Raw genomic sequence first — 21,914 nt, 5'->3', positions numbered from 1 at the left:
TTTGTGAATCTTCGATAGAGTTGAAGACAAAATGTGACAAAACCCTGGCGTAAAGTTGATTTTCTGCGACCTCGTTAAGGAAGTAATAGACATTTTCGCGAAAAAAATGTACCATCCTTGTTGTGACTCTTCTTAATGGGACTAACTGGGGAAGGAGTAATGATATAACTATAACTATCGATGGTAATGTATGAACTGGGGAGAAGGAGATGGAGTATGTATCCGAAGAAATTAAGAACGGCGGTTTCAATGGTTCTGGTCCTATTGTTATCTCTATTGAGTGTGCTTGAGGTATCAGCTGCCTCGTTCAAGGCAGGCGTGATCTCTAATGACCGGCTGCCGGACGGCACACAGAAGATTACGGTCAACAGTGTAGTAGATGTGACTTATCGCGATCTTAAGGTTCTGAATGAGGTTAAGTTCGTACTTATGAAAGAAGATGTGGAGATAGCCAATAACGTGAAGGCGGGAAGTGAAGCCAAGCTTACTGTGCTGGATGCCGTGTATACGTCTATGACGTACAGCAATCTTTCTTTTGAAGGGCTGGCTGCCGGTCAGGAATATTCTCTTCATGCCGAATATACAGGCGAGCAGGGGCTGGTGGTGACACCGCCGCAGAGCATCCGGGTGCCTTCAACTACAGGTATTGATATCTCTGTAGAACGGATGACTAAGGAATCCAATACATATGAAAGTGCAACACAATCGGAGATCCGCAGTGATGATAAGAATGTAAGGTTTACCATCCTGAATAACGGTGTTCCGCTTGTGAATGAATCGGTGGCGGTCTGGACGAATTATCGTTCTTATTCCTATACCACGGATGTGAACGGACAGATTCAGCTTAGGGATAATCAGCAATTATACCTGAATAGTCCGGTGATGTTCGTATTGCTTAAGCAGGGAAGCGAACAGTACGAGGCTAAGCCTATTTATGTCACTGATCTGGAGCAGGCGGGGACCTATATGGTGGCTGTCCGTTATCTGAATGCCAACGGGAAGCTGTTCACCGATCAGTTCCTGAGCAGCTCCTCACCCAGCGGAACCGTGAAACAGATTTCTGTGCCGGGATATATGGTGCTGGTATTCAGAAAGGGAGAGGTAGCTGGAGATTACCAAGCCTATATAGCAACGACGAACCGTGAAGCTTACATGTTCCGGGTTCCTGCTTCCTCCCTGTACGCGAACGAAGAAGGGATACACAAAGAAATCATCAAGGATGCCAGTGACTACAGCCGGATCAGCTTCCGCGCTTCCTGGGATGGTGAGCCGTTATCTGTAGAGAACTATTCTCTCATTGATAACAACAGGTACAAACAGATTGATAATACGAGAGGCTCTCAGCTCTTCTATGGGCAAAGTATCTATCTGGAGAAGAATAAGGAATATGAATTCACGTCAATTGCAAGAGGGTATGATACCAAGGACAGGATCATATTCCGCAATAAAATCACACCGACCGAAGCAAAGCATGAAGTATTCTATGATGGACATTCCCGGGACTTCAGCAAGCTGCATTTTCAGGTGCCTGCTACGGGGGGAAATCAAGGTAAAATAAACATATCTTATCTGAACGAAAGATATAACTATAACCAGATTAGTCCTACGGTTCTTGCCGAAGGCGGTAACCTGTATGTACCTAAGGGCGAACAAATTCACCGCCTGACAGCAAACACCACTTTTGGCGGTCCGAATAGCAGCAACCCGAATGAGCTTGTGCTGGATTCATATTTCACTCCGGTTGACGATGAGTATACCTTCAGCGGCGGCAGTACCTATAAGGCCGCGATCAGCTTCCGGGTACCGGGCTCCAGTTACTATGAAGAGGCTGAACTCCGCGATCAGGTGGTTCTGGGCGAGAGTGTGAATGTTCTGGTGAAGGTGACCGATGAGTATGAGAATCGTCTGGATCTCAGCAGTGATTATAAGCTGATCATCACAGATGAGAACGGCGCAGTGGTCTCGGATGAAACGCTGTATTGGTCCACTGAGGAACAGGAAGGCCAGCTGCAGCGGATCAATAAGCGGGACTGGAAGCCTGCCAAATCAGGGACGTATAAGATTCAATTATTCCCTAACCCCTGGATTAATGGCGGTTATGTGCAGGGAGAGCTGCTTAGCGAGGCTGAGCTGAAGGTTCTGCCGAAGAACGAAATGGATATTGAGATCAGAGGCAATGATGGCCAGCTGGTTGACCTGGTAGACAAGCCCTACCTGACCGTTGACCAGGCGCAAAAGGTAACGATTACTGTACGCCAGCATGATACGGGTGCCCAGGGGCAACCGGTAGCCGGAGTGCAGATCCGCCGTTATGAAGAGGTACTCGGCACCACCGATGAGCAGGGAACGTTCACCATTCCTGCTGACAAGGCTTATTATATAGGTGAGCTGTATTTTAAGAAGACTGATTATTTATCCAAAAGCGTGTATGTTGCGATCGTTGATCCGCAATCGCAGGCTGTCATCCGTGTGCGGGGCCTCGATAAGGCTGAAGGCGGGAGCTATGCGGGCGGGGTTCCGCTGGACGAGGCGAATATCCAGGCTGTAGTGAAAAGAAACGACGGAACTTCTTCCGTTGCATCTGCTTCCGTTCGCACTCCCGGATCACAGGGATTCCTGGTGGTAGATGCTCCTTCAGCTGTAGACGTTGACTTCATACGCTACAACAGAAGCCATAACGGAGTGCAGGCCAAATATGGTTACTACATGTATGGCTCCATCAATACAGAACCCGGCAAGGATTACTCGCTGGTGCTGGACGCAAGACAAGAGCTTCAGGAAGTCAGCAAGGTTATCTTAGATCAGCCAGCAGACGAGCTGTATGTGGTGCGGCAGGATTTAGCAGGGGCTAAATATATTCCTTTTGTGATCGACAGCAATCCTGCAGGGGAGAATTATTTCTACGCCACTCAAGGAACCTACAGTATGCTGGCACATACCCGGGGAGACACTTTTGTATACCGTGATCAGGTTGTAATCGGTGCAGGAGACAATAGCTTGTCGATGGATGACACTTCGTCTGCACTGGCTACGCTGGTGGCGCCCGAATCCGGGACCGTCTATGCGGTTAAATATAAGACTGCGGGCCAATCGACACTCCAAGGCTACGCGTACAATGCCAATCAGGTACAAGTAACTCCTGGCGATGTAATAGTAAGTGTAGACCAACTCGTGGGTGCCGTCGAATACCAGTACGATATTCATTTCGCACCTGGAACGCTTCAGGCAGGTACGCTCACCCAGATTACGCCACCGGCCTTGAAAGGGCTCGACGTTATAGGGCTGCAGAATGGCAAGCTGATCCGTCCCGCGGGTACGACCTTGCTTGAGATTGGACTGGTCGATACGGCAGGCAACTCCATCGGACAAATCAAGAAGCCGCAAATTCTGGTTGCCAATGGGGGAACAAGCAGAGGCAGCAAGAATCTGTACCCGGACAAGGCTACTTATGAGCTTCAGAACGAAGCGGGAAAAGTGCTATCCGAAGAGATTTTTCTGGGATACCCGCTAAGTGCGATTACTTATGATTATACAGATAACAAGTTTTTGACTGACGGTACTTATGTGATCAAAGCTTCGATGACCATTGATGGACAGACCTATTCCATGGACAAAAGAGTAATCCTGGAGTCGTCGGGAGGTACTGTGGTTAATCCGGCCCCGAACCCGCCGGGAAGCGATAATGGCAGCAGCGGCGGCAATACCGGTACGAATCCTAATCCTGCGCCGGCACCAGGGGGAAGCGGACCAGGAACAACTGGACCTGTTGGGGCTCCTGCTACTCCCGCTCCTGCTGCGGCAACGGGGAATAACGAGAATGTTCAACAGCAGAATGATAAGCTGCAGGACTTGCTGAAGAACACCTCCGGCTCCACAGCAGAGAAGGCCTCGGCAGCACAGAATGCGCTGTCCAGCATTGCCGAGTCCCTCAAATCGGCTAACACGCCTGCACAGGCTGAACAGAACAGCAAGAGTCTGTCCCAGGCCATGGATACGGCAGCGCAGCTCCTGGGAGCTATTCAGGATTCCGCAGAGAAACAGAAGATTGTGAGTTCCATTACTGAACTTGTAGGAAGTGCGCCGTATTTATTGAACAAGCTGGATAGCTCCAGCAAGGCGGTAGAGGTTGCCCAGGCGCTTATTAATAATGCGGCTGCGGTGCTGAATAATGCACAGGGCATCCCGGCTGATGAAGTTCAGAAGTTAAAAGAGGCGGTTATCCATTCCAGCCAGGCTGCACTGAACAAAGCCAGTGAAGTCACAATTGCCAAAGAAAATGTTAAAGTGGAAGGCAACGCGGTCTCCTCACAGCTGGATTCGGGATTCATCAGCGCACAGATTGAAACGGCGAAGCAGGCGTTAGGTACTGTCTCCGGAGAACTGGCCAGCAAACTGGGAGCCGGGGCAGCTGCGGATCTGAAGCTGACTCTAACGGTGAAAGTACCTCCGGTGGATAAAGGGATTCATAAGCTGAATACCACGCTGCCATCCGAGATTCTTACGCTGGTGCAAGAGAATGATATTGCCGGATTGAAGATTCAAATGGACCAGACGGCATTCACTATTGAGCCTGATACCTTTGGTAAGGTTGAGGCAGGCCAGAAGATTAATCTGGCAGCAGAAGTTGTAGAGAATGCTGTTGTTAACAAACCCCGTCAGGCAGAACCGCTGGCCAGCATTCCTGTAATGGAATTCAGTGCTTCTGTTGGAGGCCAACCGGTGAAGAGCTTCGCCAAGCCGATCGACGTGACTTTTGATGTGTCTTCCATTGATACTTCGAAATACTCGGAGGCTAATCTGGAGAATCTGACTGTGTATGTCCTGAATGAGCAGAGTCTGACCTGGGAAGCCGTTGGCGGTAAATATGACCCTGTTACTCAGACCGTAACTGCTCCGAGAGGACACTTCAGCAAGTACACTGTGATGCTTGGAGCTGCTGCATATACGGATGTGCCTGCCAGTCACTGGGCCGTTAAGGAGATCAATTACCTGCTGAACAAAGGTATTCTCGATGAGGGTGGAGTATTTGCCCCATCGGACAAGATTACCCGCCAGCAGTTCGCGGCAATGATATCCAGAGCTTACGGACTGAACGGGGATGGGCTGGTCTTGCCGTTCAAGGATATTAAGACAACGAATCCTTACGCGGATGAGATTGCTGCGGCTTATGCTGCCGGGATTATCAACGGTAAATCGCCGTCAGCTTTTGACCCTGAGGCAACCATCACCCGTGAGGAGATCGCAACGATGCTTGCACGGGCACTGACAACGTATAACGGCAAGTCGGCTGTTGCCCAGCCGGAGTCAGTGACTGCTGCCTTTACGGATGGAGCCAAAATATCGAAATGGGCCGTTTCCAGCGTTGCGCTGACCAAGAGTACGCATCTATTCGAAGGCTTCGGGGATCAGAGCTTCCGCCCTGCCCAGACGGCCACCAAAGCAGAAGCGGCTGCCTTGATCTACCGGTTGTATCAGTTGAAGCATTAAGCATTTAGATTGAAGGGGCTGTCCCTTTTGGGACAGCCCCTTCGTATTGCGGGAATTATGTATGCGAAAAACAGCATACATTTTGCTGGCGCGCAGGCGTGAGGTCCGAATGTATGCGAAAAACAGCATACATTTTGCTGGCGCGCAGGCGTGAGGTCCGAATGTATGCGAAAAACAGCATACATTTTGCTGGCGCGCATACGTGAGGCCTGAATGTATGCGAAAAACAGCATACATTGGCTGGCGCGCAGGCGTGAGGTCCGAATGTATGCGAAAAACAGCATACATTTTGCTGGTGCGCAGGTAATATCGCCGTTGGGACCAACGTTCTGTTGCGGAGCGTCCCCCTGCCACAAGTGCACACGCTGAATCTACTCCAGCATAAAGAGCTGTCCCAAGCAGCCGTTTCACGGCTTCTGGGACAGCTCCTTTTATTATCACCGCCGCTCCGGCACCACAAACGACACCGTAGTGCCCTCCTCCAGCCGGCTCTCGATCACAAGGCCCTGGCCGTAGAGCTGGGTCAGCCGCCGGTTGGTGTTCAGGAGGCCGATGCCGCGGGAGGGCAGCCCGGGTCCGCGTTCATCCAGCAGGTGCTTGACCTGCTCTTCGCTCATGCCCTTGCCGTTATCCTGTACCGCGAAGGAGGTGTAGCCGTCATGGCGGTGAATGCGGATCTGCAGGAGGCCTCCGGCCTTGCGGCTCAGCAGGCCGTGCCGGACGGCATTCTCCACCAGCGGCTGGAGGGTGAGCGGGGGCAGGAGCAGGTCGATGCCCGGCTCCACCTCCCACTTGATCTCCAGGCGCTCCTCGAACCGCGCCTTCTCGATGAACAGATAGGATTTGACCAGCTCCAGCTCGTGAGATAGCCCTACGAGCTGCTGGGAATTCATATAATCGAAGCTGATCCGCAAATAGGAGGAGAAAGCCTCTCCAAATTCGCGCATCTTCGGCAGATCGAATTCACTTAGTGCCAGCAGCGAATTCAGCGTATTGAACAGGAAATGCGGCTGAATCTGGGCCTGGAGGTAAGCGGCCTCCATCCGCAGGCTCCGGGTAATGGACTGCTTCAGCCCGGTCAGGGAGCGGACCCGGTACTTCAGCTCCAGGGCATCCACCGGCTTGGCGACATAATCATTGGCTCCTGACAGGAAGCCGGTATAGATATCCGCCGGCTGGTTGCGGGCCGTGAGCAGCAGGATGGGCAGCTCTGAGATGGTGAAGCGCTGCCGCACGATCCGGGTTAAGTCATAGCCGGACATATACGGCATCATTACATCGGCGATCAGCAAATCCCAGGGCTCGGTGCCTAGCAGCTCCAGTGCTTCCTGCGCGCTGTTGGCGGTGACCAGCTGAATCTGTTCATCCGAGAGAATGCTGGCGAGCACCTTAAGATTGACCGGATCATCATCTACAGCCAGAATGTAAGTCTTGGCGCCCGGCGCGGCTTCGTGCACCGGCGGCGCAGCGGACAGCTCCCGGGGAACCGGGAGCAGGTCAGCCTCCCGCTGCCGGAGGAAGCCCTGCTCCTCTGCGGACAACCCGTCCTTCGGAGCGGGAGGGACCGGCCCGTGATGTTGAAACTGCGCCTGCTGGGCGATTGCGGAAGAGACCAGCGGAAGCGTGAAGGTGAACACCGATCCCTTCCCCGGCTCCGATTCAACGGTGAGGTCGCCGCCATGCAGCTCGGTCAGCAGCTTGCTGATGCTTAAGCCCAGACCGATGCCGCCTCCGTCAATAATTCCCTCGCTGCCCTGCTCGTACGGCGAGAAGATTCGCGCCTGCGTCTCCTGATCGATACCTGCTCCGGTATCGGATACACTGATCCGCGCGTATTCTCCGTCCACTGCAGCAGATACAGTAACCGTTCCCTCGTGTGTGTATTTGATAGCATTGTGCAGCAGGTTATACAGAATCTGCACAATCCGTTTCTCATCGCCCCAGACCGGGGGCAGGGAGGCAGGCAGCTCGTTCCTTAATTGCAGCGGCCTGCCTTCGATCATGAATTCGAACATGCCCAGCACCCCTGCCGTCAGCGACCCGATGGCGAGCGGCTCCTGCTGGAGGATGATCCGCTTCTCCTGTAAGCGGGTGACATCCAGCAGATCATTAAGCAACAGTGACATCCTGCGGCTGATCGTAATCAGCAGCTGCAGATCCTGATAGCTCTGGCTGTCCAGGGCGGCCTGCTCCTTGGAGGCCACCGTCTGGGCAATGCTGATGATGCCGTGCAGCGGAGTTCTCAGCTCATGCGAGGTATTGGCCAGGAACTGGTCCTTCTTGCGGTCGCTTTCCTTCAGCTGCTGGTTGAGCAGCCGGTTCTCCTCTGAATTGCGGAAATACCGCTTGAACCAATAGGCAGAGAAGCCGATAATGGCGGCAATTACATCCACAGGATAATACAGGATGCTTGTCCGGCTGTTCGATTCCAGAGCGCCGCCAATGACACTGGAGCCGATCGCGGCAGCCGCGAACAGCAGGAAGAAGGCGTCCTGCTCCTGCCTTACCACCAGCCGGCCGATATGATAGACGACTCCAACTACAGGAAGCAGATAGAACACAGAGAAGAATACTCGTGCATACACCACCAGGTGCGCAGGCAGAATCAGAACATAGAGGGTGTAGATGAGCAGACCCGCCAAGTATGTCTTGAACAGACGGCCGGAGCGCTGATGGGCATAGAAGCTGCGCGTCAGCAGCAGCATGAACAGAGACACTGCCGGGTAGGCCAGCATTTTGATCTTCAGCGCCCAGGTATAATTGATCGGGAACCAGATCAGCAGGATCGTGTCGTTGTCGGCGATAATGGAGACCGCAACAGCGACCAGCAGCAGGAAGAAGACCATGAACACACCCTGACGCCGGTTGAAAAAGTACAGAATAGCCGCATACAGCGCATGAAGCAGCATAATCACAAAGCTGACCAGCTGGAAGCCGATGGAATACATGCGCTCAGTGCTGATTGCAGCGTCGGAGCCAAAGCGGATGGACTTGACGATTCCGCCTTCGATCGGGTGATCGTAATTGGCTGCCCGGATGAGCAGCACGATCTCCTCATGTCCAGGTTCATCGTAGGATGCCAAATAAGAGACGGCTTCGGGGACATAGTCGTCCGGATTGTCAGCGAGCTTCCCGAAGGAGGTCTCCTTCTTCTCATTAATATAGATGCTGGAGGAAGCTTGGATGCGCTGAATCCAGAAGCTGTAATGCTGTGTCTGTGAAGGGTCGACCAGAATGCGCAGCTTATACGTTCCATAGCCCAGAGAGGATTGCTCTCCTTCAGGGAAGCCTGAGCGCCAGTCCCCCGGCACTTGAACGTAATTCGGCTTCGCCAGGGCTTGTGCGTCAGTATCCTGATCGCTCAGGAATTGACCGGGATAGAATTCCCATTCTCCATCCAGCCGGACGGAACGGGAGTTCTCGAAGTCCCAGCCCCTCATATCCAGCACGCCCTGCCGGGCTTCCGGATGCTCTGCCGCCGCAAAAGCATTGAACCACAGATAGCGCAGCCCGATCAGCAGGGTCAGATAGAAGAGCAGCAGCAGCGCGTGCTTAAGATTGAAGCGGGCAGTTACTTGTATGATGTTGTTGAGGGTTCGCTTTAACTTGTTCATACGGATTCAATTCGACAAACAGGAGGGTTATCCTGCTGGAAGAGGCAGGGAGTTCAAGGCTAACCCCATACCCCAACCAGCAGGATGCCGCCAAAAATCACCACCGAGCACACCATACGTCGCATACCTTGCCGCTCCTTCAGCAGCAGAATGCCGAGGAAGGTGGCGAAGATGGTTCCGATCTCCCGCAGCGGGCTGATATGGGCGAGAGGCGCCTGCTGCAGCGCGAACAGGAACAGCAGATAGGAGCCCGGATTCAGCACGCTTCCCAGCAGGATCGTGGACCGGTTGCGGCGCCACTCTTCAAGCAGCTTCCGCGACCGCAGCACCGCCGGGGTCAGTCCGGCGACGAAGCCGATGTTGGTTACTTCCAGCAGCGCGAGCGGTGACAGATACTGGAGGTTCAGCTTATCCACGAACACATAACAGGTGGTACATAACCCAACACAGAGCGCCATGAGCATTGGTCTATAGCTGGTCAAGCCTGCGGCTGTGCCGTTGGCAGCGGGCATAGGACGGCGGGCTGCAGGGCCTATTCCGCTGAGAACAGCGAAGCCGCCGAGCATGCATGCGATTCCGATCCAGCCATAGACCGACAGGGATTCCTTCAGAAAAAGCACCCCAATCAGCGGAATCAGCAGCGTGCTCGTTCCCCGCATGACCGGGTAGACCTGGGACAGGTCGCCCATCTCGTAAGTAATGGACAGCAGCCACGAATAGAGGGCCTGGAGGGCAATGGACAACAACAGCAGCGCGTAGGCTCCGGCGGGCAGCGGCGGCAGACTCCACAGCTCGGTAACAAGTGTAGGAAGCAGAAGAACCGTGGACACCATCATGATCGACCAGAGAAAGATGCTTTTGTTCAGGCTTCTTTTGGTGAACATACTCCATACTGCGTGACACATCCCGGAAGCCAGCACCAAAAGAATTGGCAGCAGCATTAACGCCTCACTCCTTATCGGTCCAAGCCGCTGGCAGGGGAATGGGCGGGCTGTTCCAGCAGCGCTGAACCATCCTCCAGCCGCAGCCAGGTATCGAAGGTTGAAGCGCCTTGCTTCAGCCGGATGACGCGCGCTCCCCGCATCATGCCTTCATGGCCGTAGGTATTGTAGCCGGTCGCGCGGCCGTAGCTGAGCCGGATGCCGTGCAGTGTGCCGGTGAAATCATTGATATGGTCATGGCCGCAGAACGTGCCTGCCACATCTCCCATCTCCACCAGGGCGGTGAACAACCCCGAATTCAGCACCGGAGCGCAGACATTCTCATGCTTCTGTCCGTAGCAGACCTGCGTGTTCCACATCTCCAGGTATTCGGGCAGCGGGATGTGGAAGAAGGCCAGTGCAGGCCGCTTAGGCCCGTTCTCCCCGGAATTCAGCCGTGCCGACTGCTCCATCAGCCAGCGGATCTGGTTCTGCCGGACCCAGCTATACCCGGGAATCTGCTCAAGCGGCGAGTAAGCGCCGGTATCCAGCATATAGAGGAGCGTTCCGGCGTCAGCCTCTGTGCCTTCAATCTCCAGAATGTAATTGCCTGACCCGCCAAGCTCTGCGGGACCGGCCTCCGCCAGGCAGCGGGGATGCTCCCGGGCGATCTCCATCAGCTCAGCGTAGGTCACTCCGTTCTCGGTATCATGGTTGCCGAAGACGAAGGCCCAAGGCACATCCGCCTCCACCACAGCAGCTATCGCATCCCGGAACGCCTGCTGCGGGTCCTGACACGGAAGCTCGCCTTCCCGGACAGGTCCGGTGTAGATCGTGTCTCCGGTGAACATAACGAGGTCCGGCTGCTCCGCCTCAAGCACATGCTTCATCAGTGCCCGGGTCTGCTGGTCCTCCTCTCTTCCATCCATCCAATGCAGGTCGGTGAACTGGACGATGGTGAAGGTGCCGTCAGGCCGGTAGGTTAATTTACGTTTCATGCAGGAAAACCCCTCTCTGTGGATCAAGCTAGGAATAAGTTCAAATAGAGCTGAATCATTTGTTGTTTGTTATTGATTCATGTTGTTTAATGTTGATTGTAGGCGGAGTGTGCGAATCTGTCAATCGAAAATATAAAGATTTAGGCCGTGTTTACCTGGCTGATTGCAGTTTGTGCATTAGAGTGAATAGAGTGGGGGCGGCTTATTCAACTTCAATCTTATGCGGGCAGGGGAGGAACGGGGCAGGAACCGCCAACCAACCACCAAGCAGATTGACAAGCGTGATGGTGCTCCATATACTGAGGTACTGAGGAAATCAACAACAAAACACTTAAAACCACATTGAATTCAATAAATATCAATCATGGATCACGCAATCTTTTATAAATCCCACGACTGGAGGCGGGCTGGCATGTCCTTGACTTATGAAGAACGCAAGCAGACCATTCTTGACGAGCTGGAGCTGGCGGGGAAGGTGCAGGTGCATTCTCTGGCCGAGCGGTTCGGGGTGACGACAGAGACGATCCGGCGCGATCTGGACCGGCTGGAGAAGGAAGGGCGGCTGCGCAAGGTGTATGGGGGAGCGGTGCGGATTCGCTCAGAGAATTATGAGCCGACCTTCATGAAGCGTTCGCAGATGAACCTGGCCGGGAAGCAGGAGATCGGCAGACTTGCGGCGTCGCTGATTCAGGACGGCGAGACGGTCATCCTGGATAATGGAACTACCACACTGGAGATAATGCGCGCCCTGAAGGACCGGGCCCAGGTGACGGTGATTACGAACTCGGTCCCGGTGCTGAATTGTGCGCTGGAGCAGTTTCAGGGAAAAGTGATTTTTGCAGGGGGAGAGGTGAATGCGGCGTATCGGGCGGCGGTGGGCGTGACTGCCCATGACCTGCTGGGCCAGTTCAAGGTGAACAAGGCGTTCATCTCGGCCGGGGGGCTGTCGCTCTCCGAGGGCATCACCGACTACCATCTGGAAGAGGCGCTCATCTCCCGGAAGATGATGGAGCGGGCCGAGGAATCCATTCTGGTGGCGGACCATACCAAATTCGGCGTCACGACCTTCGCCCAGATTGCCCCGGTAGCGCATATCTCGATGGTACTGACCGACAGCGGCTGCTCTGCGGAGTGGAAGGAGACCTTCGCCCGGCTGGATATAGAGCTGCTGACGGGGGAGTAACACAGGCTGTGCAACAAAAAAAGCGCCAATCCATCCACCCTAAGGTGAAGGATTGGCGCTTTTTGGGCATACCCGTTCGTTCAAGTGTCAGCCGATCCAGATCCGCTGTGTGCTGTGGTCGCCGGAGCTTCTGCCCAGCATAATATCGAAGTCTCCCGGCTCGAATACCAACTGATCATCCTGGCCGTAGAACATGAGCATGTCGCGGGTGATCTCGAAGCTCACCGTCTGCTGCTCATGCGGGGCCAGCGTAATCTGCCGGAAGCCCTTCAGCTCCTTACACGGGCGGACCACACTGGCGCTAACATCGCGGATGTAGAGCTGCACCGTCTCCTTGCCGGTAACCTCCGAGGTATTCTCTACCGTGATGGAGGCGAGCACCCGGCCGTCAGCCGCAGTCTCCACCTGGAAGCCGCTGTAGGTGAAGCTGGAGTAGCTGAGGCCATAGCCGAAGCAGAACAGCGGATCATTCGGGATATCCAGATAGCGCGTCACATAACGCACGTTCGGATACTGGGGATCATACGGGCGTCCCGTCTGATACGCGTTGTAATACACGGGAATCTGGCCGACTGAGTACGGGAAGCTCATCGAGAGGCGTCCGGATGGATTATAGTCGCCGAACAGCACATCGGCAATCGAATTGCCCGACTCGCTGCCCAGGAACCAGGCCTGAACCAGCGCATCGCTGTCAGGAAGCACCGGTGCAAGCTCCAGCGGACGGCCGCTGAATACGATGGTGACGACTGGCTTGCCGGTCTCCTTCAGGCGGCGGATCAGCTTCTCCTGGTTAGCGGACAGCCGCAGGCTGGCCTTGCTGCCGCCCTCTCCGGTGTCATGCTGATTCTCGCCGACGGCGGCCAGAATCACATCACAATCCTTCAGGCGTTCATACGCCGCTTCAACCTCATCCTCCACATCGAAGACGCCCTCCAGCATACTGCCCAGCTCGCCCGTCATGGCGGTTACGATATCTGCGGCCGGAATCTTGCCGGTGATACCCTCATAGAGCGAGACCGCAGGGTCCTTCTCGGTGCCGGCCCAGCCGCCCAGAACATTGACCGAGGCGGCAAAAGGACCGGCGAGGCCCAGCTTCACACCAGGCTTCAGCGGGAGCACGCCGTGATCGTTCTTCAGCAGCACGATGGAGCTGGCGCCCATCTCCCGCGCAGCCTGAAGATGCCCGGGGCTTGGCTTCTCGGCTTCGTCTGCTGCCGGGTCGGCATCCTTGAACGGATTGTCGAACAGGCCGAGCGCATCCTTCAGCTCCAGCACCCGGGTCACTGCTTCGTCGATCAGGGCGATGTCAAGCAGCCCTTCCTCAACGAGCGCAGCGCCGTGGTTCAGATAGTGGGTGGACATCATCTCAATGTCCAGCCCGGCGGCGATACTCTTGCGCGCCGCCTCACGGCCGTCCTCTGCCGCCCCGTGGGGCACCAGCTCGTTCACCGAGTTGAAGTCGGCGATGGTGACGCCATCGAAGCCCCACTCCCCGCGGAGGATGCCGCGCAGCAGCTTGCTGTTGCCGCTGGCCGGGATGCGGTCAATCGTATTGAACGCGGCCATAACCATGGCGACCCCGGCATCTACCGCCGCCTTGTAGGCGGGCAGGTAGAATTCACGGAGTACCCCGGTGGACATGTCCACGGTGTTGTATTCACGGCCGCCCTCTGGCGCGCCGTAGCCGGCGAAGTGCTTCACGCAGGCAGCGATCCGCCCCGGCTCCTTCAGGTCCTTGCCCTGGTAGCCCCGGACCATGCTCTCGGTCACGCGGGCGTTCAGGTAAGGGTCCTCACCCGAGGTCTCCATGACCCGGCCCCAGCGCGGATCGCGCACGAGGTCGGTCATCGGGGAGAAGGTGAGGTGGATACCGGCAGCCGCGCTCTCACGGGCAGCGACTTCCGCGAAGCGCTCGCAGGCTTCGAGGTCGAAGCTTGCGCCCATCGCCAGCGGAATCGGCAGAATGGTCCGGTAGCCATGGATGACATCGGCCATGAACAGCAGCGGAATCTTCTGGCGGCTGGTCTCCAGATGGCGCTTCTGCAGCTCGATGACATTGCGTGCACCGATGCCGTTCAGTACGCTGCCGATGCTTGACATAATCTGCGGCTGAATGTTCAGCTCCTTGAATGGACCCGTCAAATCCACGGTATCATCCAGACCCCAGTAATACGGACCGAGCTGGGTGAGCTGGGCCAGCTTTTCCTCCAGTGTCATATCGTTCACGAGATCTTGGATAAACGGTTTCGTCATAGCTAACTCCTTCATAAGCGTACTGAAAGTGATAGTCCAATATCATCTATAGGCTTCACATTAGAGCTTATCCTTGTATTTATAAATAGATGTGCAGCTCATCGCCAGGCAGGGCCAGCAGTTGCTCCTTGGCCAGGCTCACCGCACCCGGGCGGTAAGGGTTAGCCAGTACCTGTCCGGCAACAGCGGCTCCGCCTGCCTGAAGCTCAGGCGTATGCGCCGCACCTGCACCGATGTGATAGACGAAGGTCAGCTTGCGGCCGAAGCACTCGTAAGTGAAGCGCAGTCCGTCCAGGCTTGCAGGGAGCACAGGGTCGATAATCAGTGTATCCTCACTGAAGCGGATACCCAGAATGGCAGAGATCAGCTGATTGAGATAGATCCCCGGGCCGCTGGAATACAGGCGCCATCCGCCCTTCACCTCTACGCTGCCGTCACGCAGCCTGTCGAAGTTCTCCTGGTAGCTGTAACGGTCAGGGAAATCGCCGTCCGAGCTGCTGAAGTACATATTGCTCTGGCGGAGCTGGGCATTCGGCACGGTCTTGCGGATGTTGATAGGGTTGATCTGGAACAATCCGTCCCAGGCGCGCTGAGCCTCGCCCAGCTTCGCAGACGCTTCGAGATAGCGGATATGCGCGTGTACATACTGCAGGCTGATCTCGCGGCCGACGCTGGCGGCCTGCTCGGCGCGGCGGAAGATGGTGCTGACGCCGCCCTCATAGCGGGCAGGACGGTCCATCAGACGCACGCCATCCGGGCAGTTCAGATGCTCATCGATCAGGCGCAGGTTAGCTGCAGCCTGTTCAGGTGTGACCAGCTCGGCAATGATGCTGCGGGTCATCGGGAGCAGCCGGTAATGAATACCGGTCTGCCGGTCCAGCGGGTGAAGCATATAATCAATGCTGCCGTCCTCCTGGAAGTAGGCGAACCCGGCGATAACGCCGTCCTTGATCAGGAGCGTCCGGAACGATTCCTTCATCTCTTCGGCCATCTTGGCCAGACTGGCGGAGAATTCAGGGTCGCTTGCGGTTACCTGGGACAGGTTGCGCACAACCTGGAAGGCTAGTGCCACTGTCCAGGCGCTGACCAGCTTGGTCTTCAGCGCTTCATTGGCAGGCTGGAGTGTGTCGTCCCAGTCGCCGCCGGCGTAGTTAATCAGGGATGTTCCCGGAATGAAGCGTTCCCGGATCGTCTCTACAGCAGCCTTCACATGGGCCAGAAGTGTCTCGGTCTGCACCGTTGGCTTAGCATCTTCAAGATGGTGGTAGCCGATTCTCTCTTGAAGAATGGCGTAATCTCCGGTAGCCATGATGTAGTCGCTGATGCATTTCAGCGGCCAGAGCACCACGTCGCCGTGCCATTCATGGGCCTGCACCGGATGCTGATCGAACATGAACCATTGCGGCCATTCCCGGCTCTCCCACAGCTGATGCGAATAGATCTTCAGCAGGACATTGCGGGCCATTTCATAGTGCTGGGTCATCAGGAAATATTCCATCGGTCCCTGGCAGACGTCGCGGGTACCCCAGGCGGCTCCGCCCGGCTGTTCCAGACCATGCGGCACAATAAAGTGAGTCATCGCATTATGGGTGTACCACCATGCAGTCTCATTCAGGATATCGGTCCGCTGCTGCTCTGCGCCGTCCATCTGGAGCTGGAAGCCGGAAGTGAGCGAGCTGTAGAACTTGTTATATAGTGCCTGTTCCTTCTCCAATGTGTAAGGAGCCGCCAGCGGTTGAACGTCTGCGGCTTCAAGCCGTCCTTGCAGTACAAGCTGGAAGCCTGCCGACTGTGCTACAGACAGGGTTAGCAGAGTACCGTTACGCGGCTGTTTGTCCGCATAGAATACACGGTCATCACTGTAGGTGTACTCCGTTCCCGGCAGCTGGATATCGAAGTGCAGGCCCGGATAAGGCAGCTTCCGTACAGAGGCTTCGTCAGGAAGAATCTGCAGAACACCTTCCTTGGCTTCCACTCTCACCGGCTGCTGGAATTCATGCTCGCCCATGACCAGCTGATTCGTGATCAGATAATCATAGGTTCTGCCCAGCTTCGACCTTACCTGAAGCGCAGCATCCGGCTGGTCCGCTGCAGTGAAGACAGTAACGGTCAGCACATCATCCGCAATCTGGTAATGCCATTTGGCGAAATTGACGCCCATCTCATAAGCCGCCGGCAGGGTAAGAATCCGGTAGACGCCATCCAGCCGGACATAAATCCGCTGGCCGCTGTTGCGCAGAATATTCAGCAGCCCGCGCGGCGTGGAGAGCCCTTTATGGAAAGAGGTATTGCCGACCACAGTCTGGCCGTTGAATAACCCGTACATATAGTTGGTCGTTGAAATCAGATTATTATCCACCTGCTTGTCATCCAGCAGCGAAGTGATGATATGGCCGTGCGGGCGCTCCACCATCAGCTCTTTGGGCTGGAGGACGACATGGACATGCTCATCCGTGAAGAAGGAGAGCAACTCGCCGTTCTCGATTTCCTCCAGCTTGCGCTCAGGATAGGCGGCTTCAATCTCAGCCTGCGACCACTGGGAGGAGACGTAAGGCTGGCCGATCTCCCGGCTGAGCTCAGGCACATCTCTGACTGGCTCAGCCGCGGCTGTGTTCCAGTCGATCTCCGCATAGGCAGCCTGTAACTCTTCCTGGAATTCAAGCTCCGTCACCGCAGCCGGATGAGTCGGGCGGAACAGCCCGTAGAAGGCGAATTCCACCGGAGCGGACAGAGTCATAGGCTCTGTCTGGAGCGCCGTGTAGGCCAGCTCATACTGGTAATTACGGTTCTGCAGATTGCCTGACAGCGCCTCCGGTACATAGCTTCCCTTATAGGAAATGCCGAAGAATTGCATAGCATCCGTGGAGTAGAAGGTCGCCCGCTTGCCGATCGCGCCCTGCTGAAGATAAGGGAAGCCGGTTGCCTGCGGCTGGTTCTGGCGGGAGCATACGGCATAACCGTTCTCGCCTTCCCAGATGCTGTGGTCCAGATACTGGCTCATGTACAGCTCGTTGGCCAGCACGCCGCCCTTCTCGGCAACCCCGATATCCTGCCCGTACATGACATCCACCGTCTCGCCGCTCCCGGAGAGCTGAAGCTGCCAGAACCAGATGCCGCTCTTGGCCGGAGCGAAGATCACGCGGTAGCGGATCGATTCGGCCGTACCTTCATAGATCAGCTTGTCCGATGTGCGGGACAGTGTGGAATGGGAACGGATGCCCAGCAGCGGATAGCTGCGGATGCCTTCTTCGGTGTGAATACGCAGATAAATATTATTGGCGGATCCGTCTGCCGGATTGCCCTGGAACTGATTAATCAGAACAGGCCCCTGGGTGAACTCATAGATATCGCCTGTTGGCAAAAATGTATACGACAGGTCGTCCCGGGTTAACGTAATCATGTGCATCTGTTGTTTGAATATCATAACGGCCTCTCTTTCTAATCCTTAATATGTTGCACAGTATGGGGAGGGGTATTCATGAACAGCGGTCATAGCGGTCATTATCTGAAGGCTGACATGATGGGTGAAAAATAAATAGAAACGTTTCCACAAGGAATATACAACGAGTTTAGACTTTTGACGAAAAAAAGTCAATTATCTATCAAAAAATCAGCTTTTTCTTTAATATGAACTGAAAAATGTAAATTTATTACTTGTCATTTAAAAATAAAAAATGTTTGACAGCGTATACAAGGAAGGAGTATGCTCTGAGCAAGGGGAAACACAAAGAAATAATGGAAACGTTTCTATATCGTTTGCAAAGGGTAATACATTAGGCAAGGAATGCAGCGGGGTAAGTCTTCGCTACATAAAGAACAAGCCGGCAGGACGGACAAGCGGTCTTAAGAAGCTGCAAGGCTAAGGTGTAACAAGGATATGCATATCTAAGAAATGCATACGAGAGAATGCATTGTTCAATTTGGAGGTGGGTTCATTGGCAAAGGTTATACGTTCGGGCAGAAATATCGCCCGGGATTTATTGAAGAACAAGGTGCTGTATCTCATGCTGCTCCCTGTCCTCGTGTATTTTGCAGTCTTCCATTATGCGGTAATGCCCGGCGCTTACGTTGCATTCGTGGATTACAAGCTGAACAAGGGGATTTTTGGCAGTAACTTCATCGGGCTCAAGAACTTCGAATTCCTGGTGCAGAACGGTGATCTATGGAATATTACCAAGAATACGCTGCTCTACAATCTGGTGTTCCTTGCTCTGGGCAATATTATTCAGATTATATTTGCGATCATGCTCTCGGAGATCGCCGGTAAATGGTTCAAGAAGATCTCCCAGTCGGTTATTCTCCTGCCGAACTTCATCTCAATGGTTATTGTCGGCGTGTTTGCTTACAACCTGTTCAACTTCAACTCCGGGTTCATTAACACGATGCTCGCGGGTGCAGGCCTCGACAAAATCGAGTTCTACTCTGATCAAGGCATCTGGAAGTACATTATTGTGGGCTTCAAGATCTGGGCCAGCACAGGCTACGGGATGATCGTCTATCTGGCGGCCATCACGGGCATTAACCATGATCTCTATGAGGCGGCTTATATGGACGGGGCTACAACCTGGCAGCGTATCCGCTATATGACCCTGCCGATTCTGAAGCCGACCTTCATTCTGCTCCTGCTGTTCGGGATGGGCGGAATTCTCAAAGGCTCCTTCGACCTGTTCTACAATCTGATCGGAACCAACTCCGTGCTGTATCCGCAGACGGATATCATAGATACGTACGTCTTCCGCTCCCTGGTAGGACAATTTAACTTCTCCATGGGTGCTGCAGTCGGCTTCTACCAATCCTTGTTCGGTCTGATTCTGGTGCTTGTTGTTAACTTCATTGTGCGCAAGGTTGAACCGGATAGCGCGTTGTTCTAAGTCAAGATAAGAAACAGGGGTGTTAATATGGCAAGCAATACTATCAAAATCAAACAGGATTCAGGCAGTGTGATCATTAAGGTCATCAGTTACATTTGCATCTCGGTGTTTGCGCTGTTCTGCCTATTTCCTTTTGCGCTGATGATCTCATCCTCCTTCATGAATGAGCAGGAGATTGTCCGCGAGGGGTACAAGCTGATTCCAAATGATATTTCGTTCAAGGCCTACGAATTGCTCTTAAGCAACTCCTCCAAGCTGGTGGATGCTTATCAGGTTACGATCTTCATCACGGTTGTGGGTACGGTGCTCGGACTGTTCATGATGTCCATGGCCGGATTTGTCCTGAACCGCAAGGATTTCAGATACCGCAACTTCTTCTCCTTCCTGATCTACTTCACGACACTGTTCAGCGGAGGACTGATTCCGACCTACATTCTGATGGTCAAGCATCTGCATCTGAAGGACAGCCTGTTCGCCATGATCCTTCCGGGTGTGGTTGGAGCCTGGTCGATCTTCCTGATGCGTAACTTCATGAAGGCGATCCCGGATTCCCTGTATGAATCAGCTACCATTGACGGTGCGGGCGATTTCCACATCTACTGGCGCATCTTCATGCCGCTGGCCGTTCCGTCGCTGGCGACCATCGGGCTGTTCTCGGCGCTGGGCTTCTGGAATGAATGGTACAACGGGATGCTGTACATGGACACGCAATCCAAGTTCCCGCTCCAGTACTTCCTCCAGCGAATGGTCAACCAGACGAATCTGGGCAGTCTCATCAACTCGGGAGCGGTCATTAATACAGCCGATCTGCCGACCCAATCCATCAAAATGGCTACAGCTGTTCTGGCTACAGGCCCGATCATTCTCCTGTACCCGTTCATCCAGCGTTACTTCGTAACCGGTCTGACCATCGGTGCTGTCAAGGGTTAATGGACGCCTGCTTCACATAAGGTGTTTGTTATATATGCAACATCCATAATATAGAAGAGAAAAGGGAGGCTTACCGAATGAAAGGTAAAAAGATTGCGTCTACTCTAGCCGCTGTCCTCATGCTTACTGGAGTGCTATCCGCTTGTTCATCGGACAATAATGCAAAAGGCAATACACCGGCAGGGTCGAATTCCGCATCCACTGATACCGGAGCTGTTGATACTTCCAAGGAAGCGAACCTGGTCTACTACCTCTGGGGTAGTGAAGGGGTTAAAAATAAGGAGATTCTGGCTGAGATTAACAAGAAGCTTAAGGCTGATCTGAATACGACGCTTGAAATCAAATATATTGACTGGGGTGACGTAGCCACCAAGTATCCGCTGCTGTTCGCTTCCGGCGAGTCCTTCGACATGTCCCATGCCTCTCCAGGGGCCGCAGTGTCTTATTACACACTGGCTAGTGAAGGGGCACTGACCGACATTACCGATATGCTGGACAAGGTGGCACCTAAGCTGAAAGCAGAAATTCCGGAATCCTCCTGGCAGAATACTAAGGTGAAAGGCAAAATCTACGGCGTCCCAAGCTTGTACAGCGAATATACGCCAGCCGGATATGCTTACCGCACGGATCTGCTGAAGAAATACGGTATGACCGAGATCAAGTCGATTGCCGATATGGAGAAGTACATGGATAACGTAGTGAAGAACGAAGCCTTCCCTCCGATCAACGGCAAGGCTGAGGATGCACAGAACATGTACAGAATGCTTGTAGATACTACAGGCATGTGGCTGAACGCGCCTGGTATCTCCCTGAACGAGCTGAATCTGGTGACCAAGAGCCCGGAAGATTACAAAACCGTGTTCCATCCGGCCTTCACCCAGGAGTTCGAGGATTGGGCTGTGAAGATGCGTGAATGGGGCGACAAGGGCTATTGGGGCAAGGACGTTCTATCCGCTTCCCTTGGCAGCAAGGATAACTTCAGAGCGGCGAACTCCGCGGGTTACCTGACTCATGCGCAGGACTGGATCGGACAATATGGCGGAGATATCAAGGCATTGCCTGACTCTCCTACAGCCTTCTATACTTTTGCCGAAGCCAACAAAAAAATCAAACGTAAAATGGGTGTAGACAACTCGACCGTAATCAGTGCCAATTCCAACAATCCGGAGCGCGCGCTGATGGTCATCGAGAAGTTCATGACGGATAAGAGCTACTATGACCTGATTCAATACGGTATTGAAGGCCAGCAATATATCATTGAAGACGGCGTGAAGAAGCAGCCTCCAGGCTATAATGAGAAAACGGACGGCGGCGGCTTCTCTGCCTGGTCGCTCCGCAACGATAAGTTCGTCATTCCGACAGATACCGAGAATCCGGTCCGTAAAGATCTGTTCGCGGCATGGGATAAAGAAGCGATCGATGATCCGTACAATGGCTTCAGCTTCGATCCGGCCAATGTAACGACTGAAATTGCGTCCATCTCGAACGTCAATGCACAGCTTGGTATTCAGCTGATGCTCGGCAAGACCAGCAAAGATCCGAAGACTGCTGTAGCAGAATATCGTGATCAGCTGAAAAAAGCAGGAGTTGACAAGGTCATTGCCGAAGTAGAGAAACAATTGGCAGAATTTACACCTGTTAACTAAAGAAAGCTAGGG

Annotated in this window: 10 protein-coding genes; 5 read left to right on the top strand and 5 right to left on the bottom strand. The window is 54.1% G+C overall.

The annotated features are described in order from the left end of the window. Positions 1–216 precede the first annotated feature (216 nt). Positions 217–5,487, top strand: coding sequence for an S-layer homology domain-containing protein (locus K1558_RS13590; protein WP_238652127.1), 5,271 nt, complete (start codon positions 217–219; stop codon positions 5,485–5,487). Positions 5,488–5,924: 437 nt separating this feature from the next. On the opposite strand, the gene K1558_RS13585 is transcribed toward K1558_RS13590, so the two are convergent. From K1558_RS13585 to K1558_RS13575, 3 genes are read right to left on the bottom strand one after another with little or no spacing between them, the layout of a single operon-like run. Then, on the bottom strand, positions 5,925–9,101 hold the full coding sequence (locus K1558_RS13585; protein WP_238652126.1) for a hybrid sensor histidine kinase/response regulator: 3,177 nt from the start codon (positions 9,099–9,101) through the stop codon (positions 5,925–5,927). Between the two features lie 59 nt (positions 9,102–9,160). After that, positions 9,161–10,042, bottom strand: a complete 882-nt coding sequence (locus tag K1558_RS13580) for a DMT family transporter (protein ID WP_238652125.1) — start codon at positions 10,040–10,042, stop codon at positions 9,161–9,163. A 14-nt stretch (positions 10,043–10,056) separates the two neighbouring features. Next, the gene (locus K1558_RS13575) at positions 10,057–11,019 is read right to left on the bottom strand and encodes a metallophosphoesterase family protein (protein ID WP_238652124.1); all 963 of its coding nucleotides are present in this window, start codon (positions 11,017–11,019) and stop codon (positions 10,057–10,059) included. 412 nt (positions 11,020–11,431) lie between these two features. Here K1558_RS13575 and K1558_RS13570 point away from each other — a divergent pair, with 412 nt between their 5' ends. Beyond that, positions 11,432–12,202, top strand: a complete 771-nt coding sequence (locus K1558_RS13570; protein WP_238652123.1) for a DeoR/GlpR family DNA-binding transcription regulator — start codon at positions 11,432–11,434, stop codon at positions 12,200–12,202. Positions 12,203–12,289: 87 nt separating this feature from the next. On the opposite strand, the gene bglX is transcribed toward K1558_RS13570, so the two are convergent. Both bglX and K1558_RS13560 read right to left on the bottom strand, forming a co-directional pair. After that, entirely contained in the window at positions 12,290–14,455 is a 2,166-nt protein-coding gene (gene bglX / locus K1558_RS13565; RefSeq protein WP_238652122.1) for a beta-glucosidase BglX, read from the bottom strand. A 79-nt stretch (positions 14,456–14,534) separates the two neighbouring features. Then, positions 14,535–17,879 (bottom strand): GH36-type glycosyl hydrolase domain-containing protein, encoded by a 3,345-nt coding sequence (locus K1558_RS13560; RefSeq protein WP_238652121.1) that lies wholly within the window; start codon positions 17,877–17,879, stop codon positions 14,535–14,537. A 511-nt stretch (positions 17,880–18,390) separates the two neighbouring features. On the opposite strand from K1558_RS13560, the gene K1558_RS13555 reads away from it, so the two are divergent. The 3 genes from K1558_RS13555 (at position 18,391) to K1558_RS13545 (ending at position 21,902) form a co-directional block, all read left to right on the top strand. Next, complete coding sequence (locus tag K1558_RS13555; RefSeq protein ID WP_238652120.1) at positions 18,391–19,326, top strand: ABC transporter permease; 936 nt, start codon at positions 18,391–18,393, stop codon at positions 19,324–19,326. A 42-nt stretch (positions 19,327–19,368) separates the two neighbouring features. Next, entirely contained in the window at positions 19,369–20,256 is an 888-nt protein-coding gene (locus K1558_RS13550) for a carbohydrate ABC transporter permease (RefSeq protein ID WP_238652298.1), read from the top strand. A 77-nt stretch (positions 20,257–20,333) separates the two neighbouring features. After that, positions 20,334–21,902, top strand: a complete 1,569-nt coding sequence (locus tag K1558_RS13545) for a DUF3502 domain-containing protein (protein ID WP_238652119.1) — start codon at positions 20,334–20,336, stop codon at positions 21,900–21,902. The last annotated feature ends 12 nt before the right edge of the window (positions 21,903–21,914 follow it).

The sequence above is a fragment of the Paenibacillus piscarius genome (assembly GCF_022234545.1).
Classification (GTDB): Bacteria; Bacillota; Bacilli; order Paenibacillales; family Paenibacillaceae; genus Paenibacillus_AQ; species Paenibacillus_AQ piscarius.
The sequence above is the reverse complement of the archived record's forward strand: the minus strand, read 5'-3'. Positions and strand labels throughout refer to the sequence as shown.